26 protein-coding genes are annotated in these 23,192 nt (G+C 50.5%); 6 read left to right on the forward strand and 20 right to left on the reverse strand.

The window, feature by feature from the left end:
- Positions 1–4: 4 nt before the first annotated feature.
- The 4 genes from ogt (at position 5) to ACDO57_RS07220 (ending at position 2,796) form a co-directional block, all read left to right on the forward strand.
- The gene (ogt, locus tag ACDO57_RS07205) at positions 5–520 is read left to right on the forward strand and encodes a methylated-DNA--[protein]-cysteine S-methyltransferase (protein ID WP_048991206.1); all 516 of its coding nucleotides are present in this window, start codon (positions 5–7) and stop codon (positions 518–520) included.
- Between the two features lie 183 nt (positions 521–703).
- Positions 704–1,456: a fumarate/nitrate reduction transcriptional regulator Fnr gene (fnr, locus tag ACDO57_RS07210; RefSeq protein ID WP_006174991.1), complete on the forward strand. Its 753-nt coding sequence runs from the start codon at positions 704–706 to the stop codon at positions 1,454–1,456.
- Positions 1,457–1,602: 146 nt separating this feature from the next.
- Positions 1,603–1,785 (forward strand): hypothetical protein, encoded by a 183-nt coding sequence (locus ACDO57_RS07215; protein WP_014883604.1) that lies wholly within the window; start codon positions 1,603–1,605, stop codon positions 1,783–1,785.
- Between the two features lie 336 nt (positions 1,786–2,121).
- Positions 2,122–2,796: an SOS response-associated peptidase gene (locus ACDO57_RS07220; RefSeq protein WP_370883763.1), complete on the forward strand. Its 675-nt coding sequence runs from the start codon at positions 2,122–2,124 to the stop codon at positions 2,794–2,796.
- 22 nt (positions 2,797–2,818) lie between these two features.
- Here ACDO57_RS07220 and ACDO57_RS07225 read toward each other — a convergent pair whose 3' ends face one another.
- The 3 genes from ACDO57_RS07225 to ACDO57_RS07235 are packed head-to-tail and all read right to left on the reverse strand — an operon-like array spanning position 2,819 to position 5,215.
- Positions 2,819–3,475 carry a hypothetical protein gene (locus ACDO57_RS07225; protein WP_370883764.1) on the reverse strand — a complete coding sequence of 219 codons (657 nt, stop codon included), beginning with the start codon at positions 3,473–3,475 and terminating at the stop codon, positions 2,819–2,821.
- A gap of 49 nt (positions 3,476–3,524) precedes the next feature.
- Positions 3,525–4,793 carry a Y-family DNA polymerase gene (locus ACDO57_RS07230; RefSeq protein ID WP_370883765.1) on the reverse strand — a complete coding sequence of 423 codons (1,269 nt, stop codon included), beginning with the start codon at positions 4,791–4,793 and terminating at the stop codon, positions 3,525–3,527.
- 2 nt (positions 4,794–4,795) lie between these two features.
- The gene (locus ACDO57_RS07235; RefSeq protein WP_063618771.1) at positions 4,796–5,215 is read right to left on the reverse strand and encodes a translesion error-prone DNA polymerase V autoproteolytic subunit; all 420 of its coding nucleotides are present in this window, start codon (positions 5,213–5,215) and stop codon (positions 4,796–4,798) included.
- Between the two features lie 221 nt (positions 5,216–5,436).
- Between ACDO57_RS07235 and ACDO57_RS07240 the strand changes: the two genes are divergently transcribed.
- Both ACDO57_RS07240 and ACDO57_RS07245 read left to right on the forward strand, forming a co-directional pair.
- On the forward strand, positions 5,437–5,640 hold the full coding sequence (locus ACDO57_RS07240) for a hypothetical protein (RefSeq protein ID WP_248239517.1): 204 nt from the start codon (positions 5,437–5,439) through the stop codon (positions 5,638–5,640).
- A 396-nt stretch (positions 5,641–6,036) separates the two neighbouring features.
- Positions 6,037–7,164, forward strand: a complete 1,128-nt coding sequence (locus ACDO57_RS07245) for an acyltransferase family protein (RefSeq protein ID WP_370883766.1) — start codon at positions 6,037–6,039, stop codon at positions 7,162–7,164.
- Positions 7,165–7,189: 25 nt separating this feature from the next.
- Here the strand turns inward: ACDO57_RS07245 and ACDO57_RS07250 are convergent, their stop codons facing one another.
- The 17 genes from ACDO57_RS07250 to ACDO57_RS07330 all read right to left on the reverse strand — a co-directional run bounded on the left by ACDO57_RS07250 (position 7,190) and on the right by ACDO57_RS07330 (position 23,155).
- Positions 7,190–9,466 carry a hypothetical protein gene (locus ACDO57_RS07250; protein ID WP_370883767.1) on the reverse strand — a complete coding sequence of 759 codons (2,277 nt, stop codon included), beginning with the start codon at positions 9,464–9,466 and terminating at the stop codon, positions 7,190–7,192.
- A gap of 64 nt (positions 9,467–9,530) precedes the next feature.
- On the reverse strand, positions 9,531–12,038 hold the full coding sequence (locus ACDO57_RS07255; RefSeq protein ID WP_370883768.1) for a host specificity factor TipJ family phage tail protein: 2,508 nt from the start codon (positions 12,036–12,038) through the stop codon (positions 9,531–9,533).
- On the reverse strand, positions 12,025–12,417 hold the full coding sequence (locus ACDO57_RS07260; RefSeq protein WP_024198017.1) for an NlpC/P60 family protein: 393 nt from the start codon (positions 12,415–12,417) through the stop codon (positions 12,025–12,027). The genes ACDO57_RS07255 and ACDO57_RS07260 overlap by 14 nt, the downstream gene beginning before the upstream one ends.
- Entirely contained in the window at positions 12,417–12,887 is a 471-nt protein-coding gene (locus ACDO57_RS07265) for a hypothetical protein (RefSeq protein WP_001752649.1), read from the reverse strand. The genes ACDO57_RS07260 and ACDO57_RS07265 overlap by 1 nt, the downstream gene beginning before the upstream one ends.
- Positions 12,871–13,353, reverse strand: a complete 483-nt coding sequence (locus tag ACDO57_RS07270) for a hypothetical protein (RefSeq protein WP_001752652.1) — start codon at positions 13,351–13,353, stop codon at positions 12,871–12,873. The genes ACDO57_RS07265 and ACDO57_RS07270 overlap by 17 nt, the downstream gene beginning before the upstream one ends.
- Positions 13,353–16,298, reverse strand: a complete 2,946-nt coding sequence (locus ACDO57_RS07275; RefSeq protein WP_370883769.1) for a phage tail tape measure protein — start codon at positions 16,296–16,298, stop codon at positions 13,353–13,355. Before ACDO57_RS07275 ends, ACDO57_RS07270 begins: the two co-directional genes overlap by 1 nt.
- 12 nt (positions 16,299–16,310) lie before the next feature.
- The gene (locus ACDO57_RS07280) at positions 16,311–16,982 is read right to left on the reverse strand and encodes a DUF6246 family protein (protein WP_370883770.1); all 672 of its coding nucleotides are present in this window, start codon (positions 16,980–16,982) and stop codon (positions 16,311–16,313) included.
- Positions 16,983–17,039: 57 nt separating this feature from the next.
- Positions 17,040–17,783, reverse strand: coding sequence for an Ig-like domain-containing protein (locus tag ACDO57_RS07285; RefSeq protein WP_370883771.1), 744 nt, complete (start codon positions 17,781–17,783; stop codon positions 17,040–17,042).
- 62 nt (positions 17,784–17,845) lie between these two features.
- Positions 17,846–18,229 (reverse strand): hypothetical protein, encoded by a 384-nt coding sequence (locus ACDO57_RS07290; RefSeq protein WP_032648620.1) that lies wholly within the window; start codon positions 18,227–18,229, stop codon positions 17,846–17,848.
- Positions 18,226–18,666 carry an HK97 gp10 family phage protein gene (locus ACDO57_RS07295; RefSeq protein ID WP_370883772.1) on the reverse strand — a complete coding sequence of 147 codons (441 nt, stop codon included), beginning with the start codon at positions 18,664–18,666 and terminating at the stop codon, positions 18,226–18,228. Before ACDO57_RS07295 ends, ACDO57_RS07290 begins: the two co-directional genes overlap by 4 nt.
- Positions 18,667–19,063: 397 nt before the next feature.
- The gene (locus ACDO57_RS07300; protein WP_006808949.1) at positions 19,064–19,414 is read right to left on the reverse strand and encodes a hypothetical protein; all 351 of its coding nucleotides are present in this window, start codon (positions 19,412–19,414) and stop codon (positions 19,064–19,066) included.
- Positions 19,414–19,587: a 50S ribosomal protein L13 gene (locus tag ACDO57_RS07305; protein WP_208923180.1), complete on the reverse strand. Its 174-nt coding sequence runs from the start codon at positions 19,585–19,587 to the stop codon at positions 19,414–19,416. Before ACDO57_RS07305 ends, ACDO57_RS07300 begins: the two co-directional genes overlap by 1 nt.
- The gene (locus tag ACDO57_RS07310; RefSeq protein ID WP_370883773.1) at positions 19,587–19,967 is read right to left on the reverse strand and encodes a hypothetical protein; all 381 of its coding nucleotides are present in this window, start codon (positions 19,965–19,967) and stop codon (positions 19,587–19,589) included. Before ACDO57_RS07310 ends, ACDO57_RS07305 begins: the two co-directional genes overlap by 1 nt.
- 2 nt (positions 19,968–19,969) lie before the next feature.
- Positions 19,970–20,239: a hypothetical protein gene (locus tag ACDO57_RS07315; protein ID WP_370883774.1), complete on the reverse strand. Its 270-nt coding sequence runs from the start codon at positions 20,237–20,239 to the stop codon at positions 19,970–19,972.
- Between the two features lie 32 nt (positions 20,240–20,271).
- Positions 20,272–21,327, reverse strand: a complete 1,056-nt coding sequence (locus ACDO57_RS07320; protein ID WP_181236586.1) for a major capsid protein — start codon at positions 21,325–21,327, stop codon at positions 20,272–20,274.
- Positions 21,324–21,785, reverse strand: coding sequence for a hypothetical protein (locus ACDO57_RS07325; RefSeq protein WP_370883775.1), 462 nt, complete (start codon positions 21,783–21,785; stop codon positions 21,324–21,326). The genes ACDO57_RS07320 and ACDO57_RS07325 overlap by 4 nt, the downstream gene beginning before the upstream one ends.
- Positions 21,785–23,155: a DUF2213 domain-containing protein gene (locus ACDO57_RS07330; protein ID WP_370883776.1), complete on the reverse strand. Its 1,371-nt coding sequence runs from the start codon at positions 23,153–23,155 to the stop codon at positions 21,785–21,787. The genes ACDO57_RS07325 and ACDO57_RS07330 overlap by 1 nt, the downstream gene beginning before the upstream one ends.
- Between the last annotated feature and the right edge of the window lie 37 nt (positions 23,156–23,192).

The raw sequence follows: 23,192 nt of genomic DNA on the forward strand, positions 1-23,192 counted from the left end.
GAGGATGCTGAGATTACTCGAAGACAAGATTGCGACGCCGCTCGGCCCGCTGTGGGTGATCGCGGACGAGCAGTTCTGCCTGCGCGCCGTCGAATGGGAAGAGCACAGCGACCGCATGGAAGAACTGCTTGCGATTCACTACCGCTCACAGGGATATGAACGTATCCGCGCCACCAATCCGGGCGGGCTGAGCGACAAGCTTGCAGCGTACTTCGAAGGCGATCTCAGCATCATCGATACTCTGCCGACCGCCACGGCAGGCACTCCTTTTCAGCGCGAAGTGTGGCAGGCGCTACGTTCGATTCCATGCGGGCAGGTCATGCATTACGGCCAGCTTGCGGAGCAGCTAGGCCGCGCAGGGGCCGCACGCGCAGTAGGCGCCGCGAACGGCTCTAATCCGGTCAGCATCGTGGTGCCCTGCCATCGCGTTATTGGCCGCAACGGTACCCTGACCGGCTATGCCGGTGGCGTGCAGCGAAAAGAGTGGTTACTGCGTCACGAAGGGTATCTTTTGCTCTAGTTCCCAGGCTTTTTGTGCTTAATTTTCTACCGGTTAGGCTAAAAATCCATAATCAAGCTGTGGAATTTCAAGAAGATGGCGACGCATTGTCGTCTCTTGTCCTTATTGAGGGTTTGTCAGGCTTACGTACTTACCAAAAAGATGTTAAAATTGACCAATATCAATTAAGGCTTGAGCAAACCTATGATCCCGGAAAAGCGAATTATACGACGCATTCAGTCTGGCGGTTGTGCTATCCATTGCCAGGATTGCAGCATCAGCCAGCTCTGTATCCCGTTTACCCTGAATGAGCATGAACTCGATCAGCTTGATAATATCATCGAGCGCAAAAAGCCTATTCAGAAAGGGCAGACGCTGTTTAAAGCGGGAGACGAACTGAAATCGCTCTATGCTATCCGTTCTGGCACCATCAAGAGCTACACCATCACCGAGCAGGGTGATGAGCAGATCACCGGCTTCCATCTGGCGGGCGACCTGGTGGGCTTTGATGCCATCGGCACGGGCCATCACCCGAGCTTTGCTCAGGCACTCGAAACCTCGATGGTTTGCGAAATCCCGTTTGAAACCCTGGACGATCTCTCCGGTAAGATGCCTAACCTGCGTCAGCAGATGATGCGTCTGATGAGCGGTGAGATCAAAGGCGATCAGGACATGATCCTGCTGCTTTCCAAAAAGAATGCAGAAGAGCGCCTGGCCGCGTTTATCTACAACCTCTCCCGCCGCTTCGCCGAGCGTGGCTTCTCGCCGCGTGAATTCCGTCTGACGATGACGCGTGGCGATATCGGTAACTACCTGGGTCTGACCGTGGAAACCATCAGCCGTCTGCTGGGTCGTTTCCAGAAGAGCGGGATGCTGGCCGTTAAAGGTAAATACATCACTATCGAAAACGGTGAAGCGCTGGCCGTTCTTGCCGGGCACGCCCGCAACGTGGCATAACTTTCCACCTGTTGATGACCAGACTGATAAATTCTTGTGATTTATTGGTCTGGTATAATCACTTTCGTTTCAAGATATTTTCACCGTAGTACGTCCCCACACAGCGCCCGAAAGGTTCTCGTTGAGGTTATGAATTGAGAGAAAGTTTGTTTTTCGTTTCAGTCGTGATCGCCTCAGTGACCTTTATCTTCATCTGGATCATGCTTGTCGGCCCAATGAAGGGGGAGGAAAAAACCTACGTTCAGGACTCCACGACCTTTGCGATAGCGGTGATGGTGCTGCTGTTTATTGCGTTTATCGCGGTGACGACCACAGTGCTTTTCCTCTGATAAATTTTCATGAATTATTGAGTGCAAATCATAATTTCCGCACGCTCAATAACTTAGATGAATATCAATGACATACTCCAAACAGCATAAGGATAATGTCGGAGTATATCGGTTATTTTGTCGCCCCCATATTAGCCCCCAAGAGTAAACCGCCCCCGTTACGCCCCCAAAATCCTCATCTTTTGCGTAGCTCCTTCCAGTTTCGCAACACGCCGCTTTACGCATTTCATCCTCATCAGCATAATTGCCCCGAATCCGTTTGTAAGACTTAACCAGCGCGCGCTACTTTTTCTCCCTGCCCTATACTTTCAGTCTGACATCTGGCTGGAGGTTTCTATGTGTGGACGTTTTGCACAAGCCCAAACCCGCGAAGAATATCTTGCCTATTTGGCGGACGAAGCCGATCGCGACATTCCATACGACCCGGAACCTATTGGCCGGTACAACGTGGCGCCCGGTACAAAGGTCCTGCTGCTGAGCGAACGAGACGAGCAACTGCATCTCGATCCGGTTCTGTGGTCATACGCGCCCGGGTGGTGGGACAAAGCACCACTGATTAACGCGCGAGTCGAGACGGCGGCCACAAGCCGCATGTTTAAAACGTTATGGCAGCATGGCCGGGCGATATGCTTCGCCGACGGATGGTTCGAATGGAAAAAGGAAGGCAACAAGAAACAGCCCTACTTCATTCACCGGGCTGACGGCCAGCCAATATTTATGGCCGCGATCGGCAGCACACCGTTCGAACGCGGCGATGAAGCAGAGGGTTTCCTGATAGTGACGTCTGCAGCTGACAAAGGCCTGGTCGACATTCACGACCGTAGGCCACTGGTTCTATCGCCGGAAGCAGCAAGGGAATGGATGCGTCAAAGTGTGGGAGCTAAAGAAGCGGAAGAGATAGCTGCCGACGGTGCAGTGCCCGCCGACAACTTTATCTGGCACGCCGTGACGCGAGCCGTAGGTAATGTGCATCAATCTGGTTCACACTTAGTAGAACCCATCATTAGATGATGTCAATTATATATAAAAGAGATTACTCTACTTTCTTCTCGTATTTATTTTTAATATAATCTCTAATATTAAAATAATCAGCCACCACCAATGGATTTTTATCATCTCCTTGTCTGAAAATTTTTATCTCATAACCCTTAACGCTTGTTTTCGCATAAACAACCCTGCTGAATGTTTTACTCAAAAACATCTGGTAATCTTCATCATTTATCTCTCTTAAAGAGACAGGGGAACGTTTGTTATTTATCACATATTCTTCAACCTTATCTTGAATCACAGCTGCATTCTCCATCTCTTCATACCAATTCCTGCTTCCGTCGAAATACCCTAAGAAGGTGCACATTACAAATAAAAGAGCGGATAGATGTACAGCAAGTTGCAAGATTTGCTTAGTTTTCGACATGTTAATTCTATCTTCAACATTGAAACGCTCGTCAAGAACTTCAAATCTATCTTTAAGGCTTAACCAAACAAATATAAAATCCAAAAAAAGCACAAGAGCTATAATTATGCCTGTCAACCTGATATAAGTGTAATTTTTGACAATCGCATAGTCATCAACCTTGAAATATGCAAGAACCGCTGCAAAAGCACCTATATAAAGAAAATCAATCTTAATATACGTTCGTGAAAGATCATGCATTTCTTTTAGCAGTTGCTCAGCCTTATCTAAATCCATACCACACCCACTTGAAATAAATTTTTGTTAGAATTTACATTTTTTATCGTTATTTTACTACTAACAAATCCAGGTACCGCGTTGTGTATCTCGGTGATAACATTTCTCGCTTCATCTGCCACTGCTGCTGAATGCCCTGCCCGGCAAAGTAGAGCGTGCCTTTTCCGTCTTTAGCGTTCAGGTGATCGAGCACCTCCATCAGCCTGTCACTTCCTGCGCGCGGTGCGTTTTCATCGAAAAGGTTGAGCTGAGCCACTCCCTGGCTGAAAAAATCCCCAAGCATGATTCCTGCTTTTTGGTATCGGTGACCATCCTTCCAGATTTTGTCCAAGCACTTTACCGCGGCGTTAATGATGTCGCGGGAATCTTGAGTTGGGGTGAGAAGCTTCATTGAAGCGCTGTTACCGTAATACGGCTCATTAAGCGCGAATGGTGAGGTTTTCACGAACGCAGAGATAAAGCGGCAGTACTGATGCTCGCCGCGAAGCTTTTCTGCGCCACGCGCCGCATAGCTGCAGATGGCCTGGCGCATCTGTTCATACTCAGTAACGCGTTCGCCGAACGAACGACTACAGACGATTTCCTGTTTTGCCGGTGCAAACTCTTCCAGATCGAGGCATGGCTCGCCGCGTAACTCCCGGACCGTTCGCTCGAGTACTACGTTAAAGTGCTTTCGAATAATCCACGTACTCTGTTCTGAGAGGTCAAGAGCCGTTTTGATGCCCATGGCGTTCAACTTCTTGCTGATGCGGCGACCTACGCCCCAGACGTCCTCGACTGGAACCAAGGAAAGAAGTCGGCGCTGACGATCGATATTGGATAGGTCAACTACCCCGCCAGTCTGCCGCTGCCATTTCTTCGCAGCGTGGTTTGCGAGCTTGGCCAGTGTCTTTGTCTGGGCAATCCCGACCCCAACTGTCAGGTGAGTGCGTTTCAGAACCGTCGCGCGAATCTCCTTGCCGAATTCGGTCAGATCCCGACAGTTGCGAACGCCAGTCAGATCGCAAAAAGCTTCATCGATACTGTAAATTTCGACGCGGGGGCTCATTTCCTCAAGCGTCGTCATTACTCGGTTCGACATATCAGCATACAGCTCATAGTTGCTGCTGAAGCAAACAACACCAGCGCGCCGGAAAAGCTCCTTTTGCTTGAAGAATGGCTCACCCATGGTAATTCCAGCGGCCTTGGCCTCGGCGCTGCGTGCAATTACACAGCCATCGTTATTTGAGAGAACGACAACCGGCCGCCCTCTCAGGTCCGGTCTGAACACCGTCTCGCATGATGCGTAGAACGAATTCACATCACAGAGCGCAAACATATTTAGCTCGCCGATTTAACGATGAAAGTCACGACACCGAACACATCAAGCGTATCTTCGCTGCCGACGATGATCGGTGAGTAAGCGCTGTTCATTGGAATGAGTTGGACTGTCGGGCGCAGTTGCAGTCGCTTAACAGTAAACTCCCCTTCTACCGCGGCGATCACGATATCGCCATGCTCAGCAGTCCTGGAGCTATCAACCACCAGCAGATCGCCGTCGCTGATCCCGGCCTCAATCATCGAGTCGCCGGCAGCTTTAACGAAATACGTCGAGCTGGGATGGGACACGAGCAACTCATTGAGATCGATACGCTGTTCAACGTAATCAGCCGCGGGGCTTGGGAAACCGCACTGCACTAAGTCACTGAAAAGCGGGATAGCAATAATTTCGCGTAACTCTGCCGGTCTGAAGAACTCCATGATGCATACCTCGAATACTGTTTTTATATACAGTAGTTTTAACTGGGGTACTGATCAAGATGGCCGCTCGTTTCTGCTTGCCTACTTCCTGACCGCTTCGCTTCTAAACCTGTAACGCTATTGGTTTTTTGGTATTTGTAAATTTCAGAAGGAAGAGTGCTGATTGCTCACTTTGGGTGCTACATGAAGGGGTTTTCGTCTGAACCGACTGGGCGAATAGTATGCGTAACTACACCAACCAGACGAACATCATCAAGTGCCTCGCCTTCGATGGATTCACCATCATCAGTTATGAGCGAGTCACCGGCCCAGTACGCATGCTGCTGGCGGCCGCAAAACCAGATAAGCAAAGTGTCTCCGCGCTTGAATTGTGCTCGGTTATCAATGACATCATAGCCTTCCTGCGTTTCGACAATGCTTGCTGATGGCGGAAGAAATTGCTCTGCTGCTACAACAAAAGCGGCTTGCATGTTTGCTGACGGACTCGGGAATCCCATGACGCCCCTCCAATCTAAACTGTATATATATACAGTATTATTGATCGGTGGTGCCGATCAAGTGTAACGATTGAGCAAATGCTTAAGTGATGGTGAAAACTATAAATTGAACTTTGAAAAGACCCCCTTTGACGACGCTTACATCTGCCTAGACTCTATGACTCTCCAAGCACACTTTGACGCCAGGCAGTCTCATCAAAATATCCACATCATGGTTTCTCTTCTGGCTTTTTGTCAGAAATGTAATTTGAACAGGCCTGCATTATGGACTAATGCTCAACAGCAAAGTTATAATGGGTTTTTATGATTTTACAGGGCAGCCTCATGGTTGAGCACCAATATTTATACGTTTTCGGTATAACCATATTTATTGGCATGATTTTTTCTTTGCCTATATTCAAATATCTTGATGACGAAGTACATGTAAGAAGAAACACTGGCATGGATGGATTGAGATATTTTCTTGCTTCATTTGTCGCTATTTTTCATTCTGACTATTTCGTGAGATATATCACTACTGGAAAGTGGGAAACAATATATAATGATATAAGCTACATAGCTCAGTTTGCAGTATCAATTTTCTTTATGATAACTGCATTTTTATTTTGGGGTAAAGTTTCAACAAAAGATAATGTTGACTGGGTTAACCTATATAAAGATAGATTTTTCAGGATAGCCCCTGCAACAATATTCACTGCAATGCTTTCTATTGTCGTAATATTGTATTTGACAAATTATCCAAACCCATCAAATTACCTTCATGCAAAGGATATATTTAGATGGATGGACATGGGTTTATTCTATGACTATCCACCAATGAACTACTTCAAGGACTCTTGGATCTTTCTTGGTGTCTTTTGGACGCTGCAATGGGAATGGGGATTCTATTTTTCTCTGCCGTTACTATATCTCTTCAGAAAAAATGGAACAGCTTTTGTTCTGGCTCTGATGTTTATATTTGTTTACTTAATTGGATTCATACCCGCACTTAACAATATAAAAGCAGGAATATGTATATTATTTGTTGCGGGTATGTTGTGTTATGAACTAATTGGTAAGGTTAGGCTAAATAAAATAACATGCGAGATTATTTTATTGGTCAGTTTGGTTGGGATTTTCACTTATCAACCAGAGCTATACTCGACCACTATGCTGCCATGGTATTTTTGCATGCTATTTTCGATATGCAAAGGAGCCAATTTATTTGGCATACTTTCGTTTAAAGGATTTGTAAGGCTTGGAAATGCAAGCTTTAGCATCTATGTTTTACACAGCGTTATACTGTACACTATTCTCACATGGATGCATGCAAACAAAATAATAAATGAACCAGCAGATTTTAAGCTTGTTTATTTATTTGGAAGCTTTGGACTAGTTTGTGTGATTTCATCTTTATGTTACGCGTTGATAGAAAGACCATTCATTAACATTGGCAAGAAGATAAAGTTATAACAAAGGGGCGGTAAGCCCCTTTTAATTAACTGCCATAATAAGCCTTTGATTGAGCTACAAGATCCCAATCCTTCATTTGCGAAGGTCCTTGAATTGCTATCGTTCCCTCGCAAAGATTAACGTTTGCAATTCTGACGTTTACCTTCTGATTCTTCGGTAAATCGAAAGACAAAAATGCAGTTGCATTATCATCAGAAACAAGACCTTCAAAAGGTATGTTGAGAGTGAATTTTTTCAACCCCCATGATGAACCAGCATTAAATTGACCGAATGAATATATTCTGGTAACACCAGAACCTGGAGAAAATGACAAATTAAGAGCAACAGTTAAATTAGTAGGTACAGATGCATCTGCATTTACAAGCATGAAAGATAATGTGATGTCCTTGCCTTGGCATTTGAATGCATTTTTGTCGAGAATAACCTGAAGGGATTTATTATCATTGTTTGCTACTGGTACAACAATCCCTATATTGGTACCGTCATGAGTAAATTGAGAATCGTTACTCATCAGGTTTCTATAAAAATCACACTCAGCTGTCCCACTAGATGTGTAAGCCCAAAAGTCAAATACTCGTGCCATTGTTGCTACAGAGTTAAATGTAAATGAACTACCACTTCGTGAAAGGCGAGCACTACCGTTAACTACCAAATTATTAACTGGCCTGTCGCTAATCCATGGCTGAATAAGAGCATTTTGCTCATGTATCTGTATCGGGCTATAACCAACGTTATTGAAACAATTATTAAAGCTAGGTCGACCTGAAACTACATTTGTAAAAACAAGAGGATAAGTAGTGTCATAGTCAGCCAAATCCAGTGAACCGATCCTACAATCCCTTAAAACAACATCAGTCCTTCCTGGTTTCATAAATCGGCAGTTTGATGGCGGGTAGCCTTCACCTGATGTAAAGTTATGAGCATTCCAGTATAAAGAGTCGCCACCAATCACTCCCCCTTTAAAGTAATGATCGTCAGGGACAACAGAGTCACCTGGCAACCCACCATAAGTTATTAAAGTCTCACACTCTGGATAAATCGTCTCATGATAACCATTTATCCTTGGGTTACTTGCAAAGGCACCTAACTGATGTGTTACTCTCCACCCTTGCGCAACTCCATCAAATCGGTAGTCTGCGCCACCAACATCAATGCACACACCGCCGGAACGGCTGCCCTCAATATGGAGATACACATCTCTACCTATGTGTAATCTGGAATTACCATAATCGACCGTGCCATTTTTCATTTTACCATTGGCGCTAAGGAAGTTTACGGCCTTAGATTGTGTATTTACATGCCTGACGTTATCAAGAGTAATATCCCAACAGTGACCCCATAATTTAACCTGATAGTAACTCTCAGAACCGTAGTTCATAAACCTTAAACCTATCAATCTTGGGTTTGTTATAAACTCATTGAAAACAATACCGTGATCTGATAGGTCTCCAGTAAACGTGAACAGGCCGCAACCAATAAATCCGTAAGTAACATGTAATTTATGATCTACACCGCCACCTTCTCCATTTAATGTGATGCCATCAGGACCGAATTTTATTTGATTGCCTGCGCCCGCATATTCTAACTTCGTATCTCCAGTACTAGAGAATACAACTGGCCGGGTAAACCATAAAGTCGATGAATGCTTGAACCACCCTGAAGGAAATTCGAGTGTTACTGGCCTTCCATTATGTTCGGTATTAATTACGGCGTTGACAGCAGCAACCATATTTAACATCTGAGCGGTAACATCACTACCTGGCGTATATGTGTCAGGAAGATAATCAGCAGCGTATATCACATCACCGCTGCGTTTTCGTGAACGATCCAGTTCTTCAGCTACTGTACCATCACGATATCCAACCAAAGTTGCTTTACCGTCTGAAAGCAAATCGCTTCTCAGGGAAGCATCTCCAACAGATATCCACTTCCCTAGACCAATGCCGCCAGTAGACTCAGGGGTAGAGCCAGTTGGTACATTTTTAGGAAAGGAAGCATCCCAACGATAATACTCACCTGTAGCTTCAAAGCGCAGAACCTGGTTAGGTAGCGTGAGATTGTTTCCATCTTCGAAGCTGTCGAGTGTAATGTACCCAAAAGCTGAAATAGCTTGTTGAGCTACCCAGCGCAAGCCCTCGATCGTGTAATGTTTTTTGCCAAATCTGTCTTCGTACTCACGCTGCAATGAAGTGACAAACTCATCAACTTTCGATCCACCGAATACATGATCGCGAATATCAGGGCTTGGTACAGGGTTTTGCGTCGGAGTTGGAACCGGGATGTTTGCGTATGAATCGGCCATTTTTATCTCTTATAGACGTGAAGACGCCTCGGGGTATACCCGAAGCAGGTTGTTTATATGCTGGTTAGTCGTTCAGGTAGATGTCGTCGGTGTATTCAACGAGAGAAAGCGTCTGCGTATCATCCCCGTTTGGTTTCGACGACTCTACGCGCCAGATCGTTGAGTTGAGTTCTTCACTGCTGGAAATGAAATAACGAGATGGTGTTTGCACAGTCCGGCCATCGTAAATATTCAAGTCGAATGCTTCGGCTGCAGCTGTGAATGCTTTGGCATTGCCAACAACCGCATATGCACGATAGCGTCCATGGAAATTTCCGAGGCTGTCCGTCATAACGACCCACATATCATCGGGAAACTCCAGCCGTTCAGAAGTGGAAAAAACATCTCCGAAGCGCCCGGTCAGATATCCTGTCTGTAGGGCGTTGTCGTACATATCTGGGCACTGCACCACCGCGCCACGTACAACCTGTGTCGTTTCGAAAACTTTTACAGTCATGCTCATGCGTGACTGAACCAGCCTGTTGGCTTCCAGCCATGCTCTATTGCGCGCCTGCGTGACGCTCCTGCACCCTGACAGACTAACTGTCATTGCATTTTCGGTCTGAGTAGTTACCTCGCTAATTCCGGAGCTACTAACCTGCAGGTAGATATATGCCTTCTTATTCGTGCGTGGATCGACATAATCCAGAGTGATGCCGTCATATCCGTTTGGCAGGCTCATGGAATAGCCAATTTTGAACCCATCCCAGAACATGTTGCTGCGTCCAAAAACCGCAGCCGGCACGTCTACCTTCTCGTCACGCCAGAACGTCAGCATATCGCCGATCCAGTTGATGTCTACGCGAGCAGCGTTACAGATGACCTGAATACGCTCACCGAGAGACTGTTTCGAGTCTGAGAAGGTGTAATCGAAGAAACTTAGCTGCGGATCTGAAATGCTGTCAGCGATGGCATATAGCGTTGGAAGGTCCAGGCGATTCACGTCCTGTTTAGCGACAACAACCCACTCATGCAGAACAGCATCGGCAAACGAACGCGAGGACCGCAGCGTGTAGTCAACTGCACCAGTAGTTCGGTTGTATGAGATGACCTGGCGCTGGGCAAGAAGGTTGTATTTCCTGTCTTTGCTTCCTGAAGCGAACTCAGTTTCCTGCACGGTCAGCTTAACCAGCGTGTCATCGGGATAGACAACATTCGTCCTGACGTTAATTGCGTGAGCAGCCAGGACATACAGTGCTGAACTGGAGTTTGAGTTATTGTCACGCTTCAACGTGAATGCATAACGAGCCTTGCCTGCCGCTGGCGTGACTTTAAACGTGTAGTAGACATAATCCTGACTGCTGCTGGTATTACTGATAATTACCCGCATTGTCTCCTGTGTACCCGGTACGATGTTGTTGTCGTCGTCGACTTTCCACCAGGTTATGATAACCGGGTTATTTTTCCCTCCCCCGATGTTCCCGGACAGATGGAACCAGAGGTAAGTTGATTCAACAGCAGAGAAGAACGGGCCGACGATAGTCCCTTCATATTCTGTAATCTGGAAGTATGTCGTGTTAATAGTGGCGTTTGCTGGCGTCTCGATGATGTCATTGCCACCCAGATCGCTAAAGACAAACGTATACCACTGAACAGGGTTTATCACCGCGCCATCATTGGTCAGGGTGGCGCTAATGAGTTGGCCAGTAACGGTAATATTTTTCGTAACTGAACCAGATGCAGTGGCGTAGGTGACGTTGATTACGAATGTTACTGACAGAGGCTTTACTGCATCGAAGAAATAATCAAACGATGCATTTTTGACGATTTTTACTGAAATCTGCCCGCCGGCATACGTGCCCTGGACGATGCTGTTTGTTGTGGCCTGCTGTTTGATAGCGCCGGTATCTTCATTCAGCCCGGGAAGTTCTTGCCCGTCGACATCATCAAACGCATATCCCTCGTTAATCGTGCCGATTATCTGCCCTGGCTGGAAAATCTGATAACTGGCTCCGGCCATCGCGGTAAATGACGATTCTGAATATCTGACTAATGAGATGTCATAACGCCCATAACCCACTTCCATGAATTCTGTGACGAATTTCTTGTTATTGATGTACTCGAAAAGTGATTCCTGGATAAGGTCTGGGTAAGAGCGCACTTGTCCGTAAATGTTAGGGCGCCCCTTATACAGCCTGGCAACGTTTGTCTGCCCGGTTAAATCGTTGTTAGGAGACTCGCCGGTTGCGACTGAAGGGGTTTTCTTGATGTCTCCTACAAGTGTCTTCTGCAGCGCTGCCATAGCCTTCTTGGTCAGCTTAATTGGGTTAAGTGCTTCCCATGGTGCAGAAAGCTTAATCAGGTCTTTAATGCCACCCATATTCTGAGGCTGGTCAAACACTGACAGGTGATCATCAACCATGAATCGGTAACCGATATCAAAATCGTCACCTAACTCCTTGCCATTGAGCTTCACGATTACCGAATTATGCAGCTTCTGACCATTCAACCAGTCAACCATACGCTGACCAGGCTCAATTCGTCCGCGTTGTTTTGGCGCGCCTGGTAGACGCTGGATTTCAAATGTCGCCATACTGCAGGAACTCCGTTTTCGTGAATGCTCTTTCAAGTACAGGAAGCGGGTCAATCCTAACGCCCTCACCTTCCCCGCGGGAATGCAGACAGCGATTACTCCCGATCACGATACCAACATGATCTGGCCGCTCTCCTCGATAGAAGACAGCAATGTGCCCCTCCTTACGAGATCCAGCCCTCCAGAAAATTCGATCGCCTTCGTAACATGTGATGAAATCTTCACCGGCCTCGTAATCCGGCGTCTGATGTATTTCGATTCCTGATACATGGCGAAAGTAAAGAACGACTAATCCCCAGCAGTCCACTGCATCAAAACTACACGCGCGATCAGCCCACGGAAGTGAATTAACCTTCCGGATAAATTCAAATTTATTCATCAGATATTACTCAGACCGGGATACAGTTCGACGGTATAGATAATGCTTGTGGCCACGGTAAGAGGGTTTGTCATCCCCACCGTGACAGAAACGTTTTCAGCGGCGGCTGCCACATCACGTACATACATTGAATAAGTCTTCAGTGGTACGGTGTCGCCTATGTTTTCCCAGATGTCGTAGCGGAAAAGGATCGGCTCCATGCGGGCTGGGCCGCGCCACAGTTTCAATCGCTGCTTTATGTCCTGAGATAGCGAAGCGAAAGTAATCGTTGCATTGAGCGTGGTTGTTCCATCCTGTGCAGGTTCAGAGAAATCGAACCGGGTTGGCTGGTATACCTGACCGTTAAATGTAGCGGGTTCAAACAGGTTATTTACCAGCCTGTCAGTACCGAATGCAGAATGTGAAAAGACAACAGTCTGCTTAAGATCTGACGCAGGCCTGCGCTCTTTCCATTCACGGAGTGTTGGCATCTGGAAGGATCTCCGTAACGATTAAGTCATACCAGTAACCCGCTCCTGGCTGGGCTCCAACAATCCAGTCGTCGTAGTCTTCAGTAATATCATTCATGAAATTACAGATGATGTCCGCCGTCCAGGTGACGGTGTTTCCATTCTTGCTGGTCTGCACCGGCATGGTGATGAAGTGAACCTCCTGCACCTGCACGCCCTGGGTATCGCCCAAATCAACAGGAATGTCGAACCATACCTGGCCACGATTACAGTATGTTGGCGATCGTAGCCATGACTTGAAACGCTCGGCTTCAGCAAGGGTGAAAATCCAGTTAAGATTCCAGGTTGTTTTCAGGTCAGTGGTTATCGGGGTGAACACCGCAGGACCAACTGCAGGATTGCTTTGCCTGAAGCTGGTGTCCTGTGTCATGTTCATGTTTGCACGCTGAGGAAGCGGCAGGAATGGCGGGTATTTTACATCTGCCATTAGTAGTCTCCGTTTGCCTGGCGTGAAAGTCCGTATGTTGATTCCAGCGTTGATGACATGGGCCCGCCTGTCTCTACGTCCTGAATGAAAAGATCGACCACCTGATTTCCATTATCATTCCTTGTCCTGGTCTGAACGTCAGCGCCGGTGTAGTTATTCACGTTAACCACGACACCACCGCCTCCAGATCCAGCTGAAGTCATATCCTTATTGCTGATGACCCGTCCATTATCCCCTGGAATCATGTACTGCTTACCGGTACTCGCCCGGTAAATCTCCGGCATACCGCCCTCTCCGACCTGGTACATTGATCCTGCCGATACCGGTCCGCCATTCTTGCGCTTCCCTGACAGCCCCTTTCCAACAGCCATGGCTGCCACCAGGGCCCCAAGACCAATAGCCACAGCACCGCCGAATGAGCCGATAGAGGCTACAAGCGCTGCTGGCGTCCATGCAGCAGTAGTTGTGGCGGCTGAAGCTGTGCTGGCGGCGGTAGTGGTGGCAAGGCTGGCCGTTTGAGCTGCTGTGGTTGCTGCGATTGCAGAGTTTTGAGCTGCGGCACCCATTACGGCAGATTTCACCCAGTCGACACCCATCTGAACGAAACCGTTAATCAGGCTATTCAGGGCATTGCTGGCGAGAGATTGCATTGCCTCCTGCGCCGACATACTTCCAGTCAGGATCCCGGTAAAGGCATTGGAAGCATTGCCTGCGAGAGAGTCAAAGCTCGCGGCCAGCAACTCATTACCCATACTCTGGTTGCGGAAAATCTCCCACTGGGCAGCGATGCGCGCCTGCTCATACTTCGTGTCAGTTGCAGCACGCAATGCCATGGCATTCTGGTGAGTAATCAGCCCTTGCTGCTCGTATGACTGTATAAGCGCGAGTTTCTTTGCGTTCTCGTTAGCCAGCTGCTGAACAGGGTCAACTCCGCCGACAGCCTCTTGCTGTGGCGTTACAGCCTGTTGTGCCTGTATTTTCGCGAGGTTAGCCTGGTGCGTTGCCGCCAGTCGTTCTGAGGTCTGGTTGTACTGCTCCTGGCTGATTTTCTTCGCTGCCAGCGCCGTATTCAGATCCTCAACATCCTGTTTGTAACTGGCGTTCTCAGCCGCTTCAGGGAGAAGCTTCTGGGCTGCAGCTTCAGCTTTGATGGCGTTGGCTGTATCCCATTTTTTTGCCGCATACTGACCGGCTAGCGCTATCTGCTCTTTAGTGGCTCCTTTCCCGAGCGACTGCTGCGCAGTCAGGATGGCCTGCTCGCGACTCAGCTTATTCGTTGAGTCGGCGGCAAGCTCTGATTGCTGTTTCAGGTTCGCCAGCTTCTGGGCAATAGAATCAGCCTGTGACGCGCCCTTCTTCTGCTCTGACTGAAGCGACTTCTGCGCCTGCGTATTTTTGTACGTAGCTGCAGCATCGTCTTCCATTTGCTTCGCGTGCGGATCATCCTTCGCAAACCCGGCATCTTCGGCGGCGTATTGCGCCTGCAAGCGTGCGCGGGCCTCGCCCTGTAGTTTCGACAGAGCAAGGTTTCGCTCAGACTGCTTGATGAGGTTCTTCTGCCCGGCCGTGAGGTTGTCAGTGGACTTGTTCAGGCTGTCGACGTTTATCTTCGCGTTGGCTGCTTCTCTCGCCAGATCGACAAGTTTACCAGCCAGCTCAGCAATGGCTGACTGCCCATCTTTGGATGAGGACTGCATTTCCTGGAGTTTTTTCGCCAGTTCCTGAAGTGCTTCTGGTGAAGGGTTATTGCTCAGGTCTGATAGTTCTCTTGCCAGATCAAACGCTGACTGCTTGCTGATGCCCAGACGAGAAGAAAGCGTGCTCACCGTTGAGGACAGCGAGTTCACAATACCAGAGGCATATTGACCCTGGCTGTTGGCCTGTTGAATGGCCTGGCTCCAGTCTGTGGTGGTAACACCAAGCGCAGAAAGCTCATCGTTGAATTTTTTGATGCTGGGAGACGCACCGCCCACTGCCGCCAGTGCGCGATCGCCTAACGTGATGAAAGCATCAGACGCGTCGCTAATGGCCTTAGGTATCTTCGAGATGGCCTGGTTATACTCCAGCAGCGCCTGATTACGGAGCAGTGTTGCCACGTCGGCATTTACCCGCGCCAGGGCAGCATACTTGTCGGATAGAGCGGCCACGCCTTGCGAGGAAATGGTGATCACCTTATCCATCGCTTCAGCTGCGTCTTTCAGCGCATCCATGGCGTTCTTACCGCCATTCAGCGAAGTAATCAGCACGCCAGCCAGCACAGAGCTAAGCGCTATTATGGCGCCCACCACGGCTCCTCCAGGACCGAACGCCCCGGCAAGTTGTGACCCCTGTTGCGCGAACGCCACCAGCGCAGACTGCCCACCCTGCACCTGCACGATGAAGTCCTGAACCTGGTACCCGGCCTGCTGCATGCTGGTTTTCCAGCTACCAGTGCCTTTTGCACCATTTTCAACGCCAGTCTTCATGTCATACAGGCGACCAGTCAGCTCGCCGATTTTCTGCTTCTCTTCGTCGGTGGCTTTCGATCCTGCACGCAACTGCGCAGCCAGAACTGCGGCACTACGCGCGCCATTTTCCTGCGCTTCGTCCAGCACAGCCAGCTGGTTACCCAGCGCTTCGATGATGGATTCTGCTCGGCTGAATTCACTGCTCGCGCCGCCGGTACCGCTGCGGGCCTCTTCCATTGCGCGGGCGATGCCGCTCACGTTGGTGTTCAACTTGCGCAGCTGGTTGTCCATGGAGTTGGCATAGCCAGCCAGTTCAGTAAACGCGGACCCGGTCTGGGATGCACTCTGGTCTAGGTTGTCCATTCCCTTTCCGGACTGCTGGGCTGCAGCATCCAGTTTGTCCAGAGCATCAATGGCCTGTTTCCCGCCCTGCAGCAGCGGCTCAACGTCGGCGCTGATTTCATAAACGATGCTACCGGCGTTCTTCTCACCTGCCATGTCATTCTCCGGTTATTGCTTTGCTTTTGCCCTGCGTGCGGCCTGTTTAGCCAGATATTCGTCGGCGATGCTGTCGTACTCTTCGCGAGTGAAGCCTTTCTGGTCAGGGTATTTCGCCGCCAGCAGCATCTGGAATTCGGTCATCGTTAACTGAGAGGCTTCGGCGCGGTTCATTTCAAAGTGACTGCGCGCTGCACTGATATAGTCGAAGGCTTTAAATTCGTTCGTTCTGGCGCCTGTTTCGTGGCGCTGTAGCTGGCGAACCTTTGCCTTTCCGACGACGCCGTGCTGCATGAGGTGCTGCGCCAGCACGATGATGTCGTTCTTCGGCATCTGGCCCGGGCGGTAGACGACGCAGTGTCGCCAACCCTTCCACTCACCGATCATCGGCGTCAGGTCTTCCTCGCAGCATGCCTGCAGCACCAGCATGCACGTTGATAACAGCTTCTCAGCGGCGCGGTTGAATGATGGAGAAAGCCAGTCAGGAAAACGCCCCAGCGCGCCTGCGCACACCTCAATGAGCTGAGCGACATCATTGCCGTGGATGGTGGCGTATGCCTGCACAATCTCTTCGGGAGTGCCGATCCTGGTCATGGCCTCGAATGAAGGCCGCAGCAGGTAGTCTTTCCCGCCTTCGCGGCTGTCGCTGATAGAGAGTTCGCCAATATCGGTTAAAGCGGTCATAGGCCTTCCAGTAAACGGTCATTATCAAGGGCAGCACGCCGCCCTTTGGAATGTCCGTTAGGTAACGGTAACCGTATGCACGGCCACAAAGTTGCCGTCTTCGGTGTTGATGATGATCTGCGCGCTGCCGGTGGCGACACGCGTCACGGTAACGGTGTTGCCTGAGGCGGTTGCCGTTGCTTTGGTCGCATCGGTAGTCGCTACAGTGAAATCTTTGTTCGTTGCGCCGGTTGGTGCGATATTCACCGTAAAGGTGCTGGTACCTCCTGCAGTGCCGGTGCTGGTTGTCGGGGCTACCGTCACGCCAGTCACCGCAACAGCAGTGATTTCGTTCACCTCGATAGTGCTCGCGTCACCGACTTTGAACTCGGTAGAGAACGTGACGATATCGTTGGTACCGCCGTCAGAGCTCAGCGCCGTGATGTTCATGTAGCCGATGAATTCGACCGGGCCGTAGTCCATGCGTACCCAGATACCTGGCTGGCGCTTGGCCTTCAGCTCGTCAGCGAAATACTTGATGAACTTGCCGACACCGTACTGATCCAGCTTGTCCTTCTTGCGCACTTCACCTTCAAAGCTCAGGGTGAAGTCACTGTTGGTGATGATGGTTTCGACATAGCCGCCGCCATCATCCGCATCAGAGGTAACCGAGTTCGGGTTGAAGTCGAAGCCCTTAGACGTACCAGCGGCCAGCGCCATCCACTCACCTTCGAGTGGCTTGACGTCCGGGCAGCCATCGGCGACTTCCAGCACGACCGCACCGCCGAACAGGCGCTCGTTCGAGTTCTGGCAATTAGCCATGTGAAACTCCTCTTTGACGTATAAAAGAAAACCCGCCTAAGCGGGTTATTTGGTTGGGATGGCTATTCGCCGTAAGTGCAGGCGAACTGGAGTCGGAAGACTATTCGCCCTTCTTCTGTTAGCACCGGCGCGGGAATTGCGCCCATGTTCTGGATGTAGCCGACGCACTCGTCAGCCATGGGGTTGGCCTGGACGTAGTCGACGATGCGCTGCACAGCGTTGAGCGCGTCTTTGCGCTTATCTTTTGCGCCTACGACATCGACCAGGACGTGATACTCAGAGCCCAGGTCAGTACGGATATTCGAGCCGCCATTTGGCCTGAACACCATGATCGCCTTCGACAGGTCGCCCGGGTCGTCGTACATCAACTGCTGCACCGTGAAACCGGCAGTGAGCCCGGCATCGCCGAACATGTTGCGCACCCGCTCGTGCATCATGGGTGTCATAACGAAAGCTCCTTGCGCATCACCGCGTCAACGTTATCGCGCTCTTCATTCGCGCCTTTGGTCAGGAATTGAGGCTCGCCATGCGGATCCCAATAGTTGCCCGTTCCGGTACCGCCGCCGAACTGATGCCCGGAACGGGTCGTACCAAAGTGCGCGCGCGGCTGGCCTTTCAGCTTGCCTGATGCCTCATGCACGTATGCAGCATAATTGGCTGAGTAACCAATGCGCCCGGTGATGAACACGCCGCCAGCGTCGATCTCCCGAAACTGGCTGTTAATCAGCGTAGAGGTGTCGATCGGGGTGTAATAGGCCGCCCGCGCCCCGATGAGAATCATCGCCGACTGCAGCGCGCGGATTACCTTGCGCCCCTTTACGTCATTGATAACATCGTTCAGGTGCTTCTTCGCCTGGCTTATGCCTTTCACTTTGATGCCCATGGCTTTCTCCAGGCAATAAAAAAACCCCGCCTGAGCGAGGTTTGGTGTCATTTAACGGTGAATCAAAAAGGGAGCATTGCGCGGATTTCAGTGTACCAACTATGAAAGGCAGGTAGATCATCTAAGAACCAGAAGCCTAATCCAAGCACTGCAGCGCTCATCATCATTTGAGCAATAACGCTGAACCAGAATTCAATAGGTTTAGTGTCTTTGCGGATATACTCCTTCCGCATCGTCCCCTTAAAGGTTTTGGTGTAGATACCTCGTCGCAAAAAGAATATCGACTGAACAAACATAATGGGGCATGTCAGAAAAATTGCGCACACCGTGAACCAATATTGAAAGCCCATCACCAATCATTCCAATTAATGTTTTGGGCCATTATTGCACAGGTTTATCAAACTCCCGTCAGGATGGCGTAATCATCCGCCAGGCGTTCGAACGTATCGGCATAGCGGATAACCTGCCGCACTTCGTCGGCACCGGCCACAACCGGGTCGGCTTCGGTTGACACGCCAATCAGCAGGTAATCACCTGCGGCAGCCAGCGCAAACTCCGTCCAAACGGTGTTCTTCACGACGATTTCGGCACCCAAACTGGCTAACTTCTTGCTGAGCCCGCCCTCGTAATCACAGAGGATTTGCTCAGGTTCGGCATAGCCAAGCGGATCGCCGTATTCGTCATTGCCTTCCAGCTTGCGCCAGATTGTCGCCGTGGCGGTATAGCTCCAGTTCGCTACCGATGACATCAGCCCTCCTTCCAGCGCAGCACCTTGGCGCCAGTCGCCCGGATGCGCGGGCAGTTGATATGCCACTCGCCGTCCGATTTCACGTAGCCGGTAGTCTCCCGCCCGGTGTCGGTCATCACCCAGACGCGGACGAATGAGCGCGGTAGCCCGTGCTTAACTGATTTGTACGTCATCAGCAGCCCCCGACCACCATGAACAGGCCGACGCTGTTACCGGCGCTGATCGGCAACTCGCCGGTGCAACCGCTGGTATCGAGTTTCGCCAGCGAGTCGCGCAACCAGGTAATGCTGTCAGCACCGTAATCGAATGAGCGGGACGCGCCGGACGGCGCCCCCTGCGATTTGATGCGGCGCGCGCCGGAAGACGTAGCCATCAGCGCGGCGGCGTACATCAGGATCAGCTTCGCTGTGCACTCGTCATACCCCGCACCATCGAGGCACGGGATAATCTTGTTCACCACGCAGAGTATCGGCGTAAGCAAGGCATCAGGTATGGCGTACCCCAACTCAGCGAGGAAGCCTTTAATTTCTTCTGGCGTAAGCGGGGTTGCCATGGTTATTTCGCCTTTTTCGATTTAGCGGTGTTGTCTGCCTGCTCTGCCTGCTCTGCCTGCTCTGCCTGCTCTGCCTGCTCTGCAGGTTTATCGTCAGCACCAGGTGTGGCAACTTCAAGCTCCTGCTCTTCAACTTCGCCAACGACCGAGACGCGACCAGCGAAAGCAGGTGGCACAGCAACCGCAACGAACTCATGGCCCACCGGCAGTTGCTGGAATACGCCGTTAATCGTTCCCCAGCAGCCAGTCTTCTCGACTTTTAACTTTTTCATGCTCTCTCCTGAAGAAAAGGGGCCGAAGCCCCTTAACCCTGTGCGTTAAACACTTTGGAACGACCGTTGAAATCGCGCTTAATCTGCAGACCGACAGCACTCCAGACCAGGGAGTTGTAGTTGTCGAACGGATTCTGGCGCGGGATCATGAAGGTGCCAACCGGCGCGGCAATGCGCGTCTTGATGTACTGCGAGTTGCGCACGTAAGCGATGAAGTGGTTACCAGTCAGTTTGAAGGTCTGGTTCACCGACTCGATGCGGCCATAACGCAGGATGTATTCCAGCACAGTGCCTTCTTTGAAGCCGGCAGCGGAGGAGTACGGCTTGCTCATGTTGCGCATGATGTCAGGCGATACCCAAACCTTCACCTTCTCCTGCACGTAGTTATCATCCAGAAGCTTCGCGAACGGGCCGGTGAAGAAAGCTACCATCTCGTCAGGGGTAGCAGTGGTCAGGTCGATATTCAGACCAGACGCACTCAGATCCACCTGGTTGGTGTTGGCGTGATTGGTGATACCTGCGCCGACATACCCTTTCACCTTCACCTTCGCATCGCCTGAAAGCATGTAGTCAGCCATGTCTTCACGGATAGCCGCAACGTGCGCTTCCTGATCGTCAGCCATCGCGTCGAGGTTTTCCGACTGCATGCCGTTCCATTCACGCCATTCACGGCCGTAGCCAGTGTTGAAGATCGGGATTGGGTCACCAGCTTCGTCGTAGATGACTTTATCCAGCTCTTCCGGCACGTGGCCCGTCAGTGAGCGATGAACCTTGCCTGCGTCACTGGAAACGCGGTACAGCGCCGCGGTCTTGCCGATAGAAATCGGCGTACCGAGACCGAGCAGATCATCCAGCAGGCCGTTGCCTTCGTCATTACGGAAGACTCGGGTGGTGATGTTATCCACTTCACGCCAGTAGTCTTTGGAGATCAGCGCGGCCTGGTTAACTTCAAGCGCGCCGCCGTACTGGGCAGCAATGGTTCCCTGGTTGATGTTGAAAGATTCACGCTGCATCAGCAGCTGATTCCATGCCTGCTTCACCTGATTGTGCTCGGTGATAAGCTTTTTGTTGAATACGATCATGCTCATGCGGTTGCTTTCCCTGATTTGCGAACTTTCACGAGCTGAGCTTCAGCGCCAACGGTGATTTTTTCGCGTGAATAGAACAGAACTACGTCGGTAGTAGGCGCAGCGGATTTCTGAAGGGTGCCGTCACCAGCAGATACGAGACCTTCATTTTCAAGGAGTACCTGCGACGCTTTGACCAGCATGTGGTAATCCACATCGTCTTCGCACATGATGGCCGCGCCGGTATCACCGGCAGGAACCGCGTCGCGAATGTCACCGCCGCCGATATAGTTGTGCTGAAGAGCCAGAGCAACGCCTGCGCCACCAGCGACATTGTGAACCGCCAGTTTCCCAGTGCTGTCGAGCATCACCAGTGAGCCGGGCTTCACGGCCGTCGCCATGATTGCTTCAATGACCTGCGGGTCATTCTTACGGGCCGGGCCCGCGATTACGGTATGGAAACGAGGTGCGAGAGCCATTATTCAGGTGCCTCCATGTTAAGGATTTCACTCTGAGCGCCATTCCCCTGGAATGCAGGGTTCAGACCGGTGCTGGTCTGGCACTGTGAGTACAGGTCGTTCAGCGCGTCACCGGACAGGGAGTTAACCGCAGCTTCGGTCATGAACGAGAATTTCGCTTTAACCGCGTCGCGCTTGGTCTTCAGTTCGCTTTCAGCATTAGCTTGCAACTGAGTTTCCAGTTTGCTCAGCTTTTCGTTCAGCGGGGTGAGCGCCGCATTAACAGCCGCGGTGATTACATCAGAGTTAATCTGAGCCTGGTCAGGATCGCCGCCGCCTTCTTTTTTCTGCATCTGCTGGTTGTAGGCATCCCAGACCTGATCGTCGGTCAGCCCCTCGGTTTTAACGCCTGCGGCATTGAGCGCGGCGATCATCTTCTCTTTCATCGGGTTTGTTTCTCCGTTGGTTTTGACTTCGTACTCAGTTGGTTTGCGCACGACTTCTACTGGATCGCCGACAAGCGTTACGACTTTGTCAGAGATGAGGTACTTCTGGTCGAAGAGCTTCGGTTTGACGTTTTCGCCATCCTCTTCGTAAACGAAATGGTCAGGCCAGACGCTGACGACGTATCGCCACTTTTTGTCGTCCTGCTTGATGGACATGCGCAGCGCCTGGTAGATGTCGTCGAATGACATTTCTGAAGCGTTGCTGATGAAGAACTTTACCTTGTTCAACCAGCCGTCTTTCATGCTGTTGGCGGCATCGATGAGGCTCGTCGCTTCAACATCGGCCTCTTGCCCGTCAGCGTTGACGAACATGCCGACACCTTCTTCAGGCGTCCCGGCGCCGGGCTCGTCCAGCAGGATCGCAATGTGGTCGAACTGCATGTTGTGAGCGACCCACGAGTACTTCTTCTGCTTCGACTCACCTGCCTTTTGCTCTTTGTTCAGCAGCAGACCGGTAGAGACATGAATCGGGTCGGCGTTATTGCCGGAAATCATGTCGTCCAGGCGCTGAATAAGGCGCTTACCGTCAGGCTTGGTGTCTGCCACAGCCTTATTGACGTATACGTCCATCACAACTTTGTCGTTGGCCTTGCTGACGTTCTGAGCCCATGCTCCGGCGTAGTAATCGTTGACAGCCTGCGGGTCGTTGGCGCTGACGTATTTGCCGTTCACCATTGGGTGGCCGATCGGCATTAACTTGCGCTCCATCGTCTGGTAGCTGTTGTTAATCTCCTCCGCCGGGTACAGCCCACCATTCATCACGATGTCATCGACGATAGGGACCGCACCACGAATGACGTAGTGTTCCTGGCCGTTGATGGTGGTCGTTGAGATGTTGGAGGCGTTGATGGCGAGGGATTTAACGTGGATGCTAGATAGCTTCACGATGAGTCCTCTAAATGATAACTTTAAAGAAAAATAA

The organism is Enterobacter cloacae complex sp. 2015409, assembly GCF_041365315.1.
GTDB lineage: Bacteria > Pseudomonadota > Gammaproteobacteria > Enterobacterales > Enterobacteriaceae > Enterobacter > Enterobacter pseudoroggenkampii.